16 protein-coding genes and 1 pseudogene are annotated in these 16326 nt (G+C 70.7%); 12 read left to right on the top strand and 5 right to left on the bottom strand.

All coding sequences use genetic code 11. The annotated features are described in order from the left end of the window. Window positions 1-89 precede the first annotated feature (89 nt). The 3 genes and pseudogenes from ACIQVL_RS40720 to ACIQVL_RS40730 all read right to left on the bottom strand — a co-directional run. Window positions 90-886, bottom strand: a pseudogene (locus ACIQVL_RS40720) (transposase); the annotation flags it as partial. 898 nt (window positions 887-1784) lie between these two features. Next, a complete protein-coding gene (locus ACIQVL_RS40725; RefSeq protein ID WP_403477951.1) occupies window positions 1785-2834 on the bottom strand; it encodes an SgcJ/EcaC family oxidoreductase in 1050 nt (349 codons plus the stop codon). A gap of 153 nt (window positions 2835-2987) precedes the next feature. Continuing rightward, complete coding sequence (locus tag ACIQVL_RS40730; RefSeq protein ID WP_403477952.1) at window positions 2988-3788, bottom strand: alpha/beta fold hydrolase; 801 nt, start codon at window positions 3786-3788, stop codon at window positions 2988-2990. A gap of 287 nt (window positions 3789-4075) precedes the next feature. Here ACIQVL_RS40730 and ACIQVL_RS40735 point away from each other — a divergent pair, with 287 nt between their 5' ends. Continuing rightward, window positions 4076-5023 carry a GlxA family transcriptional regulator gene (locus ACIQVL_RS40735; RefSeq protein ID WP_403477953.1) on the top strand — a complete coding sequence of 316 codons (948 nt, stop codon included), beginning with the start codon at window positions 4076-4078 and terminating at the stop codon, window positions 5021-5023. A 235-nt stretch (window positions 5024-5258) separates the two neighbouring features. Here the strand turns inward: ACIQVL_RS40735 and ACIQVL_RS40740 are convergent, their stop codons facing one another. Further along, window positions 5259-6224, bottom strand: coding sequence for a GlxA family transcriptional regulator (locus ACIQVL_RS40740; RefSeq protein ID WP_403477954.1), 966 nt, complete (start codon window positions 6222-6224; stop codon window positions 5259-5261). Between the two features lie 79 nt (window positions 6225-6303). Here ACIQVL_RS40740 and ACIQVL_RS40745 point away from each other — a divergent pair, with 79 nt between their 5' ends. The 11 genes from ACIQVL_RS40745 to ACIQVL_RS40795 all read left to right on the top strand — a co-directional run bounded on the left by ACIQVL_RS40745 (window position 6304) and on the right by ACIQVL_RS40795 (window position 15113). Then, window positions 6304-6651 (top strand): DUF6616 family protein, encoded by a 348-nt coding sequence (locus ACIQVL_RS40745; protein ID WP_403477955.1) that lies wholly within the window; start codon window positions 6304-6306, stop codon window positions 6649-6651. Further along, on the top strand, window positions 6648-7319 hold the full coding sequence (locus ACIQVL_RS40750) for an HD domain-containing protein (RefSeq protein ID WP_403477956.1): 672 nt from the start codon (window positions 6648-6650) through the stop codon (window positions 7317-7319). The genes ACIQVL_RS40745 and ACIQVL_RS40750 overlap by 4 nt, the downstream gene beginning before the upstream one ends. A gap of 349 nt (window positions 7320-7668) precedes the next feature. Continuing rightward, window positions 7669-7974 carry a hypothetical protein gene (locus tag ACIQVL_RS40755; RefSeq protein ID WP_403477957.1) on the top strand — a complete coding sequence of 102 codons (306 nt, stop codon included), beginning with the start codon at window positions 7669-7671 and terminating at the stop codon, window positions 7972-7974. Window positions 7975-7994: 20 nt separating this feature from the next. Continuing rightward, window positions 7995-8780: an MIP/aquaporin family protein gene (locus ACIQVL_RS40760; RefSeq protein WP_403477958.1), complete on the top strand. Its 786-nt coding sequence runs from the start codon at window positions 7995-7997 to the stop codon at window positions 8778-8780. 240 nt (window positions 8781-9020) lie between these two features. Beyond that, entirely contained in the window at window positions 9021-9917 is an 897-nt protein-coding gene (locus tag ACIQVL_RS40765; protein WP_403435725.1) for an AraC family transcriptional regulator, read from the top strand. A 247-nt stretch (window positions 9918-10164) separates the two neighbouring features. Next, on the top strand, window positions 10165-10947 hold the full coding sequence (locus tag ACIQVL_RS40770) for an alpha/beta fold hydrolase (RefSeq protein WP_403435726.1): 783 nt from the start codon (window positions 10165-10167) through the stop codon (window positions 10945-10947). A 150-nt stretch (window positions 10948-11097) separates the two neighbouring features. Further along, on the top strand, window positions 11098-11478 hold the full coding sequence (locus ACIQVL_RS40775; RefSeq protein ID WP_403435728.1) for a YybH family protein: 381 nt from the start codon (window positions 11098-11100) through the stop codon (window positions 11476-11478). A gap of 175 nt (window positions 11479-11653) precedes the next feature. Then, window positions 11654-12331, top strand: a complete 678-nt coding sequence (locus ACIQVL_RS40780) for a response regulator transcription factor (protein WP_403435729.1) — start codon at window positions 11654-11656, stop codon at window positions 12329-12331. A gap of 46 nt (window positions 12332-12377) precedes the next feature. Then, on the top strand, window positions 12378-13661 hold the full coding sequence (locus ACIQVL_RS40785; RefSeq protein WP_403435731.1) for a sensor histidine kinase: 1284 nt from the start codon (window positions 12378-12380) through the stop codon (window positions 13659-13661). 158 nt (window positions 13662-13819) lie between these two features. Beyond that, a complete protein-coding gene (locus ACIQVL_RS40790; RefSeq protein WP_403435732.1) occupies window positions 13820-14182 on the top strand; it encodes a hypothetical protein in 363 nt (120 codons plus the stop codon). 280 nt (window positions 14183-14462) lie between these two features. Then, window positions 14463-15113: a DsbA family protein gene (locus ACIQVL_RS40795; protein ID WP_403435734.1), complete on the top strand. Its 651-nt coding sequence runs from the start codon at window positions 14463-14465 to the stop codon at window positions 15111-15113. A 169-nt stretch (window positions 15114-15282) separates the two neighbouring features. Here ACIQVL_RS40795 and ACIQVL_RS40800 read toward each other — a convergent pair whose 3' ends face one another. Continuing rightward, the gene (locus ACIQVL_RS40800; protein ID WP_403435735.1) at window positions 15283-16236 is read right to left on the bottom strand and encodes a helix-turn-helix domain-containing protein; all 954 of its coding nucleotides are present in this window, start codon (window positions 16234-16236) and stop codon (window positions 15283-15285) included. Window positions 16237-16326 lie beyond the last annotated feature (90 nt).

The following is a 16326-nucleotide window of genomic DNA, read 5'->3' on the forward strand; positions in this document are numbered from 1 at the left end:
CGGCTGCCACCCGCTACCGCACCGCCCCCGATCTCCTCGCCGCCACGGACGAGCAAACCAACACACCGACAAGTTGATTCTTTACGGCTTCTGTGAACCCAGCACCTCTGATGGCGGGCCTCGGGGAATACTTCGGCCGGGGCTTTCCAGGAGCCGAGCGCCCCGTCGCCGACCGCGAGGACGGGAGCATGCATGCCCCGGCCCGCACAGTCTCGCAGCAAGTCGGCCCGGGAGTCGGCAGATTCACGGTAGCCGTCGCTCATAGCGATCAGCTCTTTGGTGCCGTCCTCGCGCACGCCCATCAGCACCACGACGCACGACTTTGCCTCGGCGAGCCGTTTACGCAGGTGGATACCGTCCGCCCACACGTAGACGAAGTCGCTGCCGGCAGATCCCGCTCGCCGAATGCCTGGTGATCGGCCTGCCATTGGGCTGTCAGCCGTGTCACGGTCGCCGGAGAGAGTCCGGCGGAGCTGCCGAGGAACTGCTCCAGCGCCGGCACGAAGTCACCGCAGGACAGGCCGTGCAGGTAGAACAGGGGCAGCACCTCGCTGATCTTCGGGGACTTGCGGCACCACGGAGGCAGAATCGCCGAGGAGAACCGCTTGCGCTCGCCCGTTGCCTCATCGACGCGCTTGTCGTTCACCTGCGGTGCCTTCACCTCGACCGCCTGGGCCACGGCTGTGACCGACCTTGGCCGGTGGTAGCCGTTACGGACCACCAGGCGGCGCCCGTGCTCGTCACGCTGGTCCGCCAACTCGGATATGCAGGCGTTGACTTCGGCTTCCAGCGCGGCGGCGAGCATCCGTTGCGCACCCTCACGGACGATGTCGTCGATCAGGGAGCCGGTCTGGGTCGTCCCGTCGGCATTCACTAGGCTCAGCACGGACGTGCCTTCCCGACCGACGGTGCAACGTCGGCCTACTCGATGACCGGAAGTCGATCACTCGGGAAGGTACGCCCTTCGCGTCCGCCCGAGGTCGATCCACAGGTCATGAGCATTGCTCGGACCCCCCCGGTGCGCGCGCTGACTCCGTCAGGCAGTTGCCCTCACCTGTTCGACGACGCGGCGAGGCGCGTGCATTTACCGGGCTCTTTCAGTGTCGGAGCGCCTGCCCGGTCAGGGGCGTCCCTCTTTGTCTCGGAGCCGGCGGTCAAGGAACTCGATCAGTCCCGACTCCGAACGTGCCAACCGCTCGCGTTGCTCAGGGAGAAGGGACTCGAGGGCATCGACCAGAACTCGCTTCCGCGGGACGTGAACCATGTTCCCGGAGTAGCACCTGCAAGTTGAGCACCAGGCGAACCCGATGCAGCGCTCGAACATGGACGACTCGGGCGGATAGAAGCGGTACCGGTACGAGCGGACGGGCGTCCCGCATGCGGCGCAGATCCGGCGTTCGCCGTCCGGAACGGACCAGCCGCTCCCGACCTTGCGCCAGTGCTGCCGCCCGGCCGGTGCTCTTCAAGTCGTCATGTCCGGCATTGTGCCCGACCGGGGCTGCGCCGCACAGCCGTCCGTACACATCTTGGCCGTCGGACACCGTGCCGGCCGCGCCGAAGGCCGGCCGAACGGTGGGGTGATCACTCGCAGCGCTGGCGCAGGGTGCCCGGCATTGAGGATCTCCTCAACGGGAATGGGGGGCTGGGCCGCCGGGCGATGAGACGGGGACGTGGCTGGCCTGCGATGGACATCCCGCACGGCAGTCTGAACATCGGTCAGGTGACCGACAAGTCCTGGGAAGGGCGGGCGGCCTGTGTATCCGTGTCCAGGCCGCCCGACGTGATCAGCTGAAGAACGGGTCGTCCACGACGTGGACCCAGCCGCCGCCCGGCTGGCGTCGGAGGATCTCGGTGGTGGTGGTGACCAGCGGTTCCGGTCCGGCCCCGGTGAGGGTGGCGATGTTCGACACCAGGGCGACGTCGTCGACCTGCCGGATCTCGCGCGGTTCGAGCTTGAGGCGGGCGCCGCTGTCGACCATCTGCTGCATGGCCGTGCGGATGGCGTCCGTGCCCACCAGGTGGTTTCCGGGAGTGGGGACGAAGTGGGCGTTCGGTTCGTAGAGCGACACCAGACCCTCCACGTCGCCGGCCTCCAGGTACTCCATGTACAAGGCCCCCACCTGCTGGGGTGTCTCGGCGCGGCGCCGGGCGGTGACGCCGACCGGCTTGTCGCCCCAGCCGGCCGCGTCGATCAGGTCGTACCAGGTGGGATAGGCGCCGTAGGGCAGGTGGCGACGTACCAGGTCGCCGATGAAGGTCGTCGGGGACGCCTTCTGGGGCTTGGCCACGCCCTGGGTGATGATGAGGTCGCTGAACCCGTGGGCCAGATCCCGACGCGGCAGCAGGGCGTGCACTTCGTCGGCGAGGCCGGCCGGCAGGCTCTCACGCTGGATTCCGAGGATGTCGGTGGCGATACCCAGGTGGGCCAGCGCCACCTCCGTGCCCTTGCGTGACGCGATGCCTTCCGAGGTGTGCAGAGCGATGGCGTCCCAGGCGACGGCGACACGCTCTTCCTCGACACCGTGCTCGCGGAGGAACGCCGCCGCGATGTCGGCGCCTTCGACTTCGAAACGCTCGTCGCCGTTGCTGCCCTCCTCGCTCAGTCCCAGGTCGTGCAGGACGCAAGCGACGAACAGCAGTTCGTCGTCGTAGTCGGTACCGGCGCGCAGCCCCTTGTTCCGGGCGTGGGCGCGGGCGAAGACGTAGCTGCGGACGCAGTGATCGTGGATGAAGGCAGGCGTGGCCTGTGCCGCGAAGACGAATGTGTCCCGGGTCAGGCTGGTGTCGGGGAGGTCGAGCTGCTCGAAGACGGACAGGTCTGCTTCGGCGGTCATGATGTGTCTCCTTCTGTCGGGCCCCGGTTCGGGGCGGACCGGCACGGTGGCCGGGCGGCACGCTCACGCGTGCCGGGTACGGGGGTGCGGCTGCACGGCACGTGGTGTGACAGCCGGTCGCCACAGGGGGGATGTGCGGCTGGGGCGCTGCGCCTACAGCTGGGCGACGAACGCGCCGAGGTGCGCGGCCACCTGGCCGGGCACCTCAAGGGGGGAGAGGTGGCCGGTGTCCTTCAGGACGGTCAGCGTGGCGGTCGGTATCAGCGGCAGCAGATGGTCGGCGAGCACGGCCGGCGGGTCGACCCGGTCGTGGCTGCCCGCGAGAACCAGCACCGGCACCTCGATGGCCGGGACACCGGCCGACACGTCCTGGACCAGGCCCTGGCGCGGCCACTCGAGACGGGCCTCGTCGCCGCCGCGCAGACTGTCCTCGACCACCTGCCGGCGCAGCTCGGGAGACAGCCCGCCGTGCGTCAGCATCAGGTCGATGCTCTGCAGAACCGCCTCCTCGCTGTCGTAGGCGTGGGAAACCGTCTCCTGCGCCTGCTCGGTCACCCCGACCGGCGCGGGCGGCGCGGGCGCCACGAGGACGACTCCCCTCAGACCGGCCGGCTTGCGCGCGGCCAGCAGCTGAGCCACCTTGCCGCCCATGGAATGCCCGACCAGCACATAGCGGGAGTATCCGAGCGCGTCGACGACCCGCTCGGCGTCGTCCGCGAGCTGCTCCAGGCCGTAGGGTCCCGGCACGCTCGTGGAGTCGCCCCAGCCACGCTGGTCGTAGGCCACGAAGCCCTGCCCGGGGTCCAGCCGCTGCAGCACCGGGATCCAGGTGCGCCGTGAGCCTCCCCAGTAGTGCAGGAAGACCAGCGCCGGGCCGTCACCCTCGCGGACGTGGGCGTACACCTGGCCGCCCCGCACGTCGAAGAAGCGGCCCACCACGTTCTGCAAAGTCATCGCCGGCTCCTCGTCCACGGCCGGGTTTCTCGGACCGCTCCACCGGTGTGTGGCGTCGGCTGCCCCGTGCTCGCTCTTCGATGCTGCTCCGGAACCTCCCTTCCGGGCCACGGCTCATCTGCCAGTGTTCGCAATTTTCGGGCCAGGTCGTGCAGCTGGACATTTGCTTTCAGGTCACGTGGTCAAGGGCTTGATCTGGGAATTTACCTCCGGAACAGTCCTGGGCGGAGGAACGGCGCATCCCCGGCCCTCCCCGTGATATTGGTGTCGGACGTAATATTGCGGCCATGAACAAGCACCGGGTCATGGTCCTGGCGGTCGACGGCGTGCTGCCCATGGATCTGGGGATCCCCACGCAGATCTTCAACGCCCGCCCGACCACTCCTTACGAGCTCACCGTGTGCGGCGACACCGAGGAGACCGTGACCACGAGCGCCGGGTTCACCCTCGGGCTGACCGCGGGTCTCGAGGCGCTCGCCGAAGCGGACACGATCATCGTCCCGGGCTTCGAGGACTTCCGGCGTCCTCCGCGCCCACGGGTGAGGGCCGCGCTCAAGCTCGCCGGCCGCGCCGGGATACGCGTCGCCTCCATCTGCACCGGCGCCTTCGCCGTCGCCTCGGCCGGACTGCTCGACGGCCGTACCGTCACCACGCACTGGGCCAAGGCGGACGACCTCGAAGAGCTCTACCCCCGGCTGCGCGTCGACCGCAACGTCCTCTACATCGACAACGACACCATCCTGACCTCCGCGGGCTTCACCGCCGGCATCGACCTGTGTCTGCACCTGGTCCGCAAAGACCTCGGCGCGGCCGTGGCGAACGACATCGCCAGGGACATCGTCGCCGCCCCGCACCGCGACGGCGGCCAGGCCCAGTACATCAACAGGACCCTCCCCACCCCGCAGGCCACCACGCTCGCCGACACCCGTGCATGGGCCCTGCTCCACCTCGAAGAAGACCTCACCATCCCCCACCTCGCCGACCAGGCCGGCGTCTCCCCGCGCACCCTGACCCGCCTGTGGCGCCAGGAAACCGGGGTCAGCCCCCACCAGTGGCTCCTGACCGCCCGCATCAACCGCGCGCGTGAACTCCTGGAGGCCACCGACCTCCAGGTGGAGCAGATCGCCGTCCGGTGCGGACTCGGCAGCGGCGCCAACCTGCGCGCCCGCTTCCGTGACACCGTCGGCAACACCCCCACGGCCTATCGCCGCACCTTCCGGCACCGGACCGCCTGACGGCGAAGGCCGGACCGCGCGGTGACCGTGTCCGTCGACCCGGACGCGGGTCCGCCGCGGCAGTGTCCAGGGCCGGAAGGCCGCCGTACGGCAGGGCGTCGAGAAGGCCCGTGGCCCCTGCGCGGGAGCCCTCACCGGCCGCTGGTCCACCACCGAAGGCTCCAGCGCGTCCGGTCCGTGACCGAAGGAGCTGCGAAGTGGCGCCCTCCGTGGCTGCGTCCGGTCGACGACAGCTTCAGGAAGCGAAGGTGCGGCGGTAGTTCGACGGGCTGGTCCTGGTCGTCGCGGTGAAGTGGATGCGCAGTGACTCCGCGGAGCCGAAGCCGCATCGGTGGGCGATGTCGTCGATGCCGAGGCGAGTGGTCTCCAGGAGTTCGCGCGCACGGGCCACGCGTTGTGCGGCCACCCAGTTCATGACGCTCGTTCCGGTCGCGGCCCGGAATCTGCGGCGCAGGGTGCGGGTGCTCATGTGGCTGTGCCGGCCGACCGACTCCAGGGTGAGCGGCTCGTCGAGGTGTTCCAGGATCCAGGTGATCACGCCGGTGATCTCGGTGTCGCCGTCGGGCGGGATGTGTTCGATGAACTGGGCCTGTCCTCCTTCGCGGTGGGGCGGGCTGACCAGGAAGCGGGCCATCGTGTTCGCGGCGGCCTGGCCGTGGTCGAGTCGCAGGAGATGCAGGCACAGGTCTGTTCCGGCGAGGACACCCGCGGAGGTGAAGACGCCGCTGTCCTCGATGTAGAGCTCCGCCTCGCGGACCTTGACCGACGGGTGGCGGTCTCGCAGCAGGCCGGCCCAGTGCCAGTGGGTGGTGGCGCTGCGGCCGTCCAGGATGCCGGCCGCGGCCAGGGCGAAGGCGCCCGTGCAGATCGACACCATCCGGCTGCCCCGGTCGTACGCGTCACGCAGCCGTTCGACCAGTTCGGCGTCGGGAGCCTCGGTGGGGTCCTGCACCCCGGCGACGATCACGGTGTCCGCCGTGTCCAGCCGGTCGAGCGGCTGGACCTCGCGGGGCACCAGCGGGTTCTGTGCGGGAACCGCACTCACCAAGGTCAGCTCGTAGGGGGCGCCGCCGGGCCAGCAGGCGGTCACCCAGTCCGGCCAGTGACCGAACACCTCCTGGGGAACGGCTACGTCCAGCAGCACGTAGCCCGGCTGCACCACCAGGGCGACCTTGGCCGGATCCTTGGGATTAGTGTCCATCTGGCCATCGTAACGGTGACCTCGGTCTTTCTAGGCTGGTCGCGTCACGTTGATCGCGATTGGTGAGGAGATGCGCAACATGTACGTAGTCGTCGAGACGTGGACACCGAAGCCCGCGTTCTTCGCCGCCGACGAGGAGGCGCGGAAGGACCTGTTCGCAGGGATTCAGGAAGCCATGAAACGGCTCGCGGAGATCGGCGTCGTGACGCTCGGCTGGGGCAGGGCGGAACCGGCGTCGCACTCCACTTCCCACGAGTGGTTCGCGGTCTGGCAGGCCCCTTCGAAGGAGCTGGCCGACGCGTTTCTGGACGGCGTCGAGGACTCCGGCTGGTACGCGTACTTCGAGCAGTCCAATGTCGTCGGTGAACTGCGGTCCGCCGAGGCCGTCGCTGCCGCGCACGTAGCAATTGAGGTCGAAGCCGAGTGAAGTCGCTGAACCCGCTCGAGAATCTGCCGGACGCCATCGGAGGGTGGCCGCGCACGGCTGCCGCGGAGGCCGCCGTCGCGCTCGCCGCCGAGCACTCCCCGGACTGGCTGTTCAACCATTGCGTGCGCAGCTATTTCTACGCGCGTAGTATCGCCGCCGCCAAAGACCTCGTCGCCGGGACGGACTACGACGACGAGACCCTCTTCATCGGCACGGTGCTGCACGACATCGGCCTGACCGACGAGGGGCAGGGGCCGAACCGGTTCGAGGTGGACGGTGCGTTCCGGGCCGCCCGCTTCGCCCGTGAGCACGGCCTGTCCGATGCCGCGGTCGACCAGATCTGGGATGCGGTGGCGCTGCACAGCTCCGCGGGGATCGCGGCCCACAAGCATCCGAACGTCGCCCTCGCGCATTTCGGTATCGGGGCCGACATGTTCGCCTTCGGTGTCGAGGAGGTGGACCGGGCGGTGCTCGACGCGGCGCACGAGGCGTTTCCGTATCTGGATCTGCGGGACAGGATCCATGCGCAGGTGGTCCATCAGATCGACGAGCAGCCGTCGAAGTGGGCGCCGGTGTCGTTCGTCGACATCGTGTATCGCAAGCACTGGCCGGACAATCCGTTCCCCGGCCTGGACGAACTGGTCGCCACCCCGGTACGTCCGGACTGACGACGCCGCGCGGCCACCGCACCCGGCCGCAGCCGCCGCGCGGCCGGGTGCCGTGGCCGTTCGCCGACGGGCGGCTGCGACGAGGAAGGCGCGGAGCCGGGCACCCCGTGTGCCCGGCTCCACGCCGGTGCCGACCCGGCATCCCGTCCCGGGCCCCTGAACGTCGGCATCCCGTCCCGGGCCCCTGAACGTCGGCATCCCGTCCTCAAGGAAGGCCAGGGCACCGACCGGCGGGGCGGCGGCCCGGTCGCCTCGGCTGACGCGCTCGTCCACGGCCTGGAACAGCACGTGGCCGCCACCACGGCCACCCGAAGCCACCCCTCAGGACTCTGTGAACGAAAGCGCACGCATGCCCGCCCTGACCCGGAAATTCCACGCCGCCGGTGACACCGGCCTGAACAATGCGTCCGTCCCGATCACGGGCGAGCGCGCCGCGCCGCTCCCGGTCGACGGAGGGATCACGCTCGCCGAGCAGCATCGGATCCCTGCGTCCGCCACCGGCAGCGGCAGGCAGCCGACCACTGTGGTGGGCACGGCCGCCGACGCGGACCACGGTCTGCAAGAGGCGATGCTCCAGCGGTGTCCCGCTCTGGGTCTGCCGGTGTTCCCGGACCGGGGTACCAGGGCCGCCGTCGGTGTGACCGGCCGGGGCTGACCGTGTCCACGCTTGCCTGTGTGCCCGCGCGGCGGACTGCTGGTGCCACCGCCTGGGCGGCGATGGCCGCGGAGTTCGTCCTCACCGGCGGTGTCCTGTTCGTCGTGGTGACCGCGGTCCGATGGGTGACGGCATCGCCACTCAGCCGGGCCCTGCCGGAACCGTATCTTCAGCATGTGCTCGTGGCGGTGTCGGTCGGCGCGGCGCTCGCGGGGGCGCTGTCCTCTCCCTGGGGCCGCTGGTCCGGCGGGCATCTCAACCCGGCGGTGACCCTCGGCCTGTGGCTGACCGGTGCCTTCCCCGGCCGCCGGGTTCCGGCGTACTTCGCCGCCCAGTTGACCGGTTCGGTGGCGGGTACCGGCCTGGCCCGCCTCGTGTGGGGCCCGGTCCTCGGGGACCGGATGGCCTACGCCGTGGTCGAACCCGCTCGTTCCTGCTCGCCGGCCTTGCTGTTCCTCGTCGAGGCCGTGTCCACCGCCGCCGTCCTCACCGTCACCCTGCTGCTGATGTCCCGTGGCGCGTGGGCGCGTTGGGTCCCGCTGGCTCGCCCCGCCGCCACCGCTGTGATCGTGATCGCCCTCGGCACCCTCACCGGCGGATCCGCCAATCCCGCCCGCCAGTTCGGCCCCGTTCTGTGGGCCCACCGGCCGGGTGACTGGTCGCATCTGTGGCTCTACCTGGTGGCACCCCTCGCAGGCGCGGCCCTCACCGGTGGGGTCGCCCGGTACCGGGCGTACCGCCCTGCCCATCCTCCGGAGAGCGACGGCGGACGGTCGTACGAGGGGCGATCGGAGCGCGGCCGATGAGCTCATGGAGGAACGTGCCGAAGTCTGGTGGCGCTGGTGAATGCCAGGCTGTGTCCGGGGCGGGTGGGCCGTGTTCCCGGTGCGGCGCGATGCGGTGTCGAGTGCGGCGTGCCGGTACGGCCGCCGACCGGCAGGCGGAGGGCGGTCGTCCAGCGGCGTGCGCCGGCCTCGTGGTCAGCGGGCCCGGGGCGGAGGAAGCTCGTCGCCGCTGTGGCCGCCCGCAGCTGCGATCATTGGTGGATGGCGGGTACGGAAAGCCCGGATGTTGTCGACGTCAGCTATCACAACCCGGATCAGCCCCGGCTGGGGTTGGAGGTCCTGTCCTTCGCGACACTGCGTGAGCGGCTGCTGCCGCCCGTCGCGGCGGCGCCCAGTCGTCCGGACTTCCATCAGCTGACCCTGGTCACCCGCGGCGAGGGCACCGCGTTGATCGACTTCGTGGCTCACCCGTGCGCTCCGGGAACCCTGCTGCATGTGCGTCCTGGCCAGGTGCAGCGTTTCCCCGCGGATCCTCGAGGGGGCATTGCGGATCTCGACGCGACCTTGGTGGTGTTCACGCCCGCCTTTCCACCACCGGTGCCCGCCGGCGCGGCCGTCATCGACGAGGGGCTCAGCCCTGCCGCCTTCGCACTGTCCGCGGGGGAGTACCGGGCCATCTCGGTGGCGGTGGCCGAGATAGCGGCGGAATACGCCACGCTGGCCGGGCGGGACGCTGCACAGGCGGAACTCACCGTGGAACTGCTGCGGCAGCTTCTTGCCGCGCTGCTGGTACGCATGGCCCGGCTGCCGCATCCCGGTGCATGGAATCCCGCGGCGGGAGGCGAGGTGTTCCGGGTCTTCCGCGGCGAACTGGAGCGCGCGTTCGCCACGCGGCGCCGTGCTGCCGAGTATGCCGCGCACCTCGGCTACTCGCCGCGGACGCTCACGCGAGCCTGTCTGGCCGCCACCGGCCGTACCGCGAAGGATCTCATCGACGACCGTGTCGCCCTGGAGGCCAAGCGGCTGCTGGTACACACCGGCCTTCCTGTCGCGTCCGTCGGGCGCATGCTGGGCTTCACGGAACCCACCAACTTCGGGAAGTTCTTCGAGCGGACGGTGGGTGCCACTCCCGGGGCGTTCCGCGCCACGCAGCGCTGACAGCCCCGACCGCCCGGACAGCCGGCGGTATCGGGACCGCGGGGCGGAGACGGCACCGGACCCGGGCTCTGCGAGGCGCCCGCCTTGAGCGGATCAGCGAGTCCAATTTCGACCATGGCGCGTCTCCTGCCCACCTCGCCTGCGCAGCACGCATCGCGCACTGTTTAAGCACGCAGTCAGCGCGTTGTCCACGACCGGTCGAGCCTCTGACTGCCTGGTGAGGCCGGGAAGAATGGAGAAAACAACCATGCCGTACGCAGACGTCAACGGTGCCCGTCTCTACTTCGAGGACAGCGGTGGTGAGGGCCCGGTCGTGGTCTTCAGCCACGGCAACCTCATGGACCGTGACATGTGGGTGCATCAGATCCAGGCCCTGGCCGGGGACTTTCGGGTCGTGGCGTGGGACGAGCGGCTGCACGGCCGGACCGAGGACGACGGCAAGACCTACACCTACTGGGACTCGGCCGCCGACCTGACCGGGCTGCTCGATCATCTGGGTGTGCGGCAGGCGGTGCTGGTGGGGCATTCGCAGGGCGGCTTCCTGTCGATGCGGGCCGCTCTGCTGGCCCCTGAGCGGGTCAAGGCCCTGGTACTGGTCGACACCACCTCGGTCTCCTGGCCGTCCGAGGCGCTGGAGCAGATGCGTGGGGTGTCGGAGGGATTCCGCGGAGCGGGTCCGGAGGCGGTGGGGCCCGTTCTGCTGGGGATGCTGCTGGGCCGGCCCGCGATCCACGACCAGTGGCTGGCGAAGTGGAGGGCGCAGCCGCGTGAACGGCTCGCCGACGCGGTGCAGGTACTGATGGAGGTGGACGACATCACCGACCGGGTCGGTGAGATCACGGCGCCGGCCCTGGTCGTCCATGGCGACGCGGACCAGCCGATCCCCTACCCGTTGGGCCAGGCACTGGCCGGGCAGATCCCCGGCGCCCAGGAACTGGTCACCGTGACCGGGGCCGGACACACGCCGAACCTCACCCATCCCGACCAGGTCAACCCGGCGTTGGCCGACTTCCTTCGCCGGTATGCCTGACGGTCCCACCACACCCCCACGCGGGGAGCCTGCGGCGACGGTCAGCACCGTGCCGCAGCCCGCGGAGCACCCCGGCAGGCCCTCACACACGGCTCGCAGCACCCGACATGTCGACGAACCCCACAACATCCAACCCTGGAAGGAACGGCCATGCCGACTCCCCTCACCGACCCGGCGCAGCTCCCCCCGGCCTTCGAGAAGGCCATGAACTCCGGGAATCTCGACGAGGTCCTGAGCCTGCTCGCGCCCGGCGCCGTCATGCGTACCGTCACCGGTGAGACCGTCACCGGTCAGGCGCTGCGCGACTACACGGCCGGGTCGATCGCCGGCAACGCCCAGCTGTCCAACGGCCCGTCACGCATCGTGGCCGGCGACGACATCGCGTTCATCAGCGAGGAGTGGACCCTCGAGATCACCGGTCCCGCCGGCAACCGGAAGAAGGCCACCGGCACCACCGCCAATGTCGCCCGCCGCGGCCAGGACGGCACCTGGCGCCTGGCCATCCTCAACCCCCTCGGCCCCGCCGCCTGAACGACCCTGGACGGCCGGGCTCCTCGGTGCCCGGCCCCCGCAGCAACCGGCGTCCGTCCCTGACGTACGTGCGCCCATCCACCTAGGGCAGTCCGCTCCGCCGGCCGAAGGTCTGCCGAAGGTCCTGAAGATCCTCTTCAGCGCCTGGCGCGACCGGTCGGGCAAGGTAGAGGGCATGCGTGTGCTGGTGATGGACGACGACACCCGTCTCGTGGAGCTGCTCCAACAGGGGCTTCGCGCAGAGGGGTTCGCGGTGGACGCCGCGAGCGACGGCCTTGACGGTCTCGCCAGGGCGGCGGCGGACACCTACGACGTGATCATTCTCGACGTCATGATGCCGGGCCTGAACGGCTACAAGGTGTGCGCCCACCTGCGCTCGATCGGCGACAACACTCCGATCCTGATGCTGACGGCGAAAGACGGCGAGTACGACGAAGCGGAAGGGCTGGAGACCGGGGCCGACGACTACCTGACGAAGCCCTTCTCCTTCGTCGTCCTCACCGCCCGGCTGCACGCCCTGATGCGTCGCACGCGCCCGGAGCGGCAGATCGTCCAGCACTTCGGGGACCTGGAGATCGACACAGGAGCCCGCCGCTGCCGCCGCGCCGGCACGGACATCGCCCTCACCCCTCGCGAGTTCGACGTCCTCGCGCTGCTCGCGGCCACGCCGGACATCGCCATCAGCAAGGCCGCCATCCTGGACCGGGTCTGGGACAGCGCCTACGAGGGCGGCCCGAACATCGTGGAGGTCAACGTCAGTGCGCTTCGCCGGAAGATCGACCGTCCCTTCGGCCGGGCCAGTATCCAAACCGTGCCCGGCGGGGCCTACCTGCTCCGCTCCGACGGAGCGTGACCGCGGACACCGCCGGCGCCCGTGGCTGCGGCCGCGGACCGTGCGCGTGCGGGCCACCGCCGCCGTCGCACTGGTCGCCAGCCTCGCCCTCGCCGCCTGCTCGGTGGTGCTGCTCTACGCCGTCCACACCAACCTGGTCACCTCCGCCCAGGACACGGCCCGCGACCACGTCGACAAGGCAGCCCACCAACTCGGCTCGGGAACACCTCCGTCCGACGTACAGGCCGCCCTGCCGGACATCATCCTGGACACCGCGCCCCCTGCCGACGCGTTGTCGACCTCGTCGGCGGACCAGGGGGCCAGCGCCAGTGTGAGCACGCCCACGGGGCCGATCCTGGTGCAGGCCTTTGCGAACCGTGCTCCCGCGCACACCGCCGTCATCACTCTCACCTGGGCCCTGGTCCCCTGCACCGCCCTGCTGGTCCTGCTGGTGGCCTACCTGACGTGGTACGCGATGGGCCGGGCACTGCGACCGGTGGAGCACATCCGGGCCGAGTTCGCCGACATCACCGCCCACAGCCTCCAGCGGCGCGTCCCCGTCCCCGACTCCGAGGACGAGGTCGCCTCGCTGGCGGAGACGATGAACGGCACCCTCGACCAACTCCAGCGCGCCGTCGGCCGCCTGCGGACCTTCACCTCGGATGCCTCGCACGAACTGCGTGGCCCCCTCACCACCCTGCGGGCCCGCCTCGAACTGGCCCTGGCCCGTCCCGACCTGGCGGAATGGACCGCGGTCGGCAGCGAGGCGCTGCGCGACACCACACGACTCGAGGACATCGTCGCCGATCTGCTGCTCCTTGCCCGCCTGGACGCCCGCCAGCCCCTGAAACTCCAGCCCCTGCGCGTGACCGACCTCCTGCGCCGGATACTCGCCGAGCGCTACCCCGGTCAACCTGTCGTCCTCGTGGCGGGCCCCGGCCCCGACGAGGCGGTTCCGGGCAGTCCCACGGCACTCGCCCGCCTCTTCACGAACCTCCTCGACAACGCCCTGCGCCACGCGCACAGCACCGTGACGGTGGAGGTGCGTCACACGGAGAACGAAGTGGCCGTCGAGGTGAGCGACGACGGTCGGGGCATCCCCGCACCCGACCGGGAGCGGGTCTTCGACCGCTTCACGCGTCTGGACAACGCCCGTACCCGCAGCGAGGGAGGCACCGGCCTCGGCCTCGCCATCGCCCGCGACATCGCGACCGCCCACGGAGGGACGCTCACCGCGGAGCCCCCTCGGACCACGGACGGGGGCGCCCGTCTGCTCCTGATCATCGCCGGGCAGGAGGGTGACCGGGTGTCTACGGCACCCCGGACCGGGCACCCGGGCACGCTCCGGTGAGGAGCCCGGGACAGCAGGTGCTGAAGCGGATCTTCAGGACGTTCAGCGGATCTTCAGCCGGCCGGGGCGAGAGTTGCCTCGTTCTCGATCCCGAGGGAGCCGGGGCCGGACGCGTGCCGGTACCCCGGTCTCCCTCCACCTGCGAAGGAGTTGAACGCATGAAGGTGCGCATGAACGGCATCTCGCGTCGTCAGGGCGCCGTGACGGCCGGCGTACTGGCCGTACTGCTGGCCTCGGGCGGGGTTGCCGCTGCGGCCTCGACCGGCAGCGGTACCACCGAGCACGGCGGCGTCACGGTCTCCGAGGCGCCCGGCAACCCGCACCCGCACCACATCAAGCCGGGCACCGCCAGGAAGCTGCGCGACCTCGCCGTCGTCAAGGGCGGTCGCGTCACGGCCGAGGAGCCGTCCCTGGTCGAGGTGCCCGGCGCGCAGCCGAAGGGCTGGGACCTCGGCGAGGCCACGCCGGTGAAGGACGCCCCGGTCGTCGTCGGCGGCGAAGGCAACACCACGCTGCGTTAGCCGCACAGCGACAGGGCAGACGTGGGGCTGCCGGGTCGCGACCACAGAACGCCCGGCCGGAGATGTCCGGCCGGGCGTTCTGCAGGACATCTGCACGACGCGCGGCCGACTCCGCCCGAAGGCCGGTCCTGCTCCTCCGAGGGGGCGCCGGGCAGTCGGATTCTGACCATGGAGAGTCGTCTGCGTACCCGGCGACGACGGGCCTCCGAGCATAGTTTCGACGGTGCCGGCCCGGTCACGCAGAGAGCCGGTTGACGGATTCCGGAAAGGACGAAGCACGATGAGTTCTGTGGAGCGCATTCGGCTGACCTACGCCTTCGATGCCTACTGCGGCTGGTGCTACGGTTTCGGACCCGCCTTGCACGAGTTCGCCGCCGCCAACGCGGACCGGATCGAGCTGCGCGTGCTGTCCGGCGGTCTGTTCACCGGCTCGCGTGCCTTGCCGGTGTCGGCGTACCCGCACATCCCGGGCGCCGACGAGCGCATCTCCGAGCTGACCGGCGTCACTTTCGGCGAGGGCTACCGTGCCGCGCTGGCCGACGGCACGGTCGTGTTGGACTCCGCCGATGCCGCCACGGGCCTGGTCGCGCTGCGCAGCCGGCCGGGCGTGAACGCCCTGGAGGCGGCGGCCGCGATGCAGCGTGCCTGGTACGTCGACGGCCGCAGCCTGTCCGGCGCCGCGGTCTACCGGGACCTCGCCGCCGAGCTGGGGCTGGACGCCGAGGCGGTGGCGGCCGCGTTCGCCTCGCCCGCCGCCCGTGCCGAGGCGGAGGCCGACTTCCTCGAGGTGCGCCGGCTGGGCGTCGACGCCTATCCGACGCTGCTGCTGCACACTCCCCACGGCACCGACCGCCTGGGCGGCGCGGCCACTTCGGCCGACGCGCTCACCCACGCCCTGGACCAGCACGTGGCCGCCACCACGGCCGCCTGAAGCCCGGACCTGGGCCCGGCGGCGGCTCCGGCCCCGGGCGCCAAGGCCGCCACCGGCGCGATGAGCCGGGGCTGACCCATGCTCGCGACGGCCTGCGCGCCGGGTGGTGGGCCACCACGACCACCACCTGCGGGTCCTTGTCTCCTGGTCCCGATTCCGGCAGCGATGCTCACCTCCCGGGCCGCCTGGCGTCGGGCGCTTCGCTCCCGCCGTCCTCCGCGGAGTGGCCGCGGACGGTCGCGCGGAAGGCGATCGGAGACCGGCCGGTGCGCTGGTGGAAGAACTTGCTGAAGTTGGTGGCGCTGGTGAAGCCCAGTTGCGCCGCGACACGGGCGGCTGACTGGTCGCCGTGCGCCAGCAGGCGCTTCGCTTCCAGAACGACCCGCCGGTCGATGAACTCCTTCGCCCCCACCCCGGCTCCGGTCAGCGCGGCCCTGGACAGGGTGCGCGGTGAGTAGCCCAGGACCCGGGCGTAGTCCTCCAGGCGGCGGGTGCGGGTGAAGTCGCGTTCCACCGCGTCACGGAAGCGCAGGAATGTCTCCCCCGGGTCCGGTGCCGGGCTGCCCACGGGCGCGGTGCGCTGCGAAAGGCGCAGCACGAGGACCGCCAGCAGGTGGCGCAACACCGCCACGTGAGCTTCCAGGGAGATGCCGCGCAACGCCTGGAACTCCAGCGCCAGATGGCCCACGGCCATCTCGAGTGCGCGACGGTCCTCGGGACCGGGAACCTGGAGCACGGGGGCGTACGGATCGTCCGTCCGCGCTGCTGCCACGGCGGCCGGATCCAGGAAGTCGCCCTCGAAGAGGACCAGGGTGCCCTCGGCGTCGTCCAGATCACCCCACTGCTGCACCTGACCGGGCCGCGTCCAGAGCCAGGAGCCCGGCTCAAGGGCGTAGCCGGTGAAGTCCACCGTGTGCCACAACGAGCCGCTGGACAGGGTGATCAGGTGGTGGAACGTGGGCCGCTGCGGCGCCTGCAGCCGTCCTTCGCCCATGCGGACAGCGGCCCGCTCCCGCAGGTCGGCCAGAGAGATGATCTCGATGCCGGCAGGTGTTCCGACGGCCGGCGCGAAGCCGACGTCCGCGATCTCGCGCGACGCGTCCTGTCGCTTTCTCACCGCCATCACAAGCCGCCATCACGCAGGGAACCTGGCCGATGCCAGCCTAACCGGAGTACCTGGCACACCCAAGTGTCGGATTCTGACCATGATCTG

Origin of the sequence: Streptomyces sp. NPDC090499 (assembly GCF_044769305.1) — a bacterium.
Classification (GTDB): domain Bacteria; phylum Actinomycetota; class Actinomycetes; order Streptomycetales; family Streptomycetaceae; genus Streptomyces.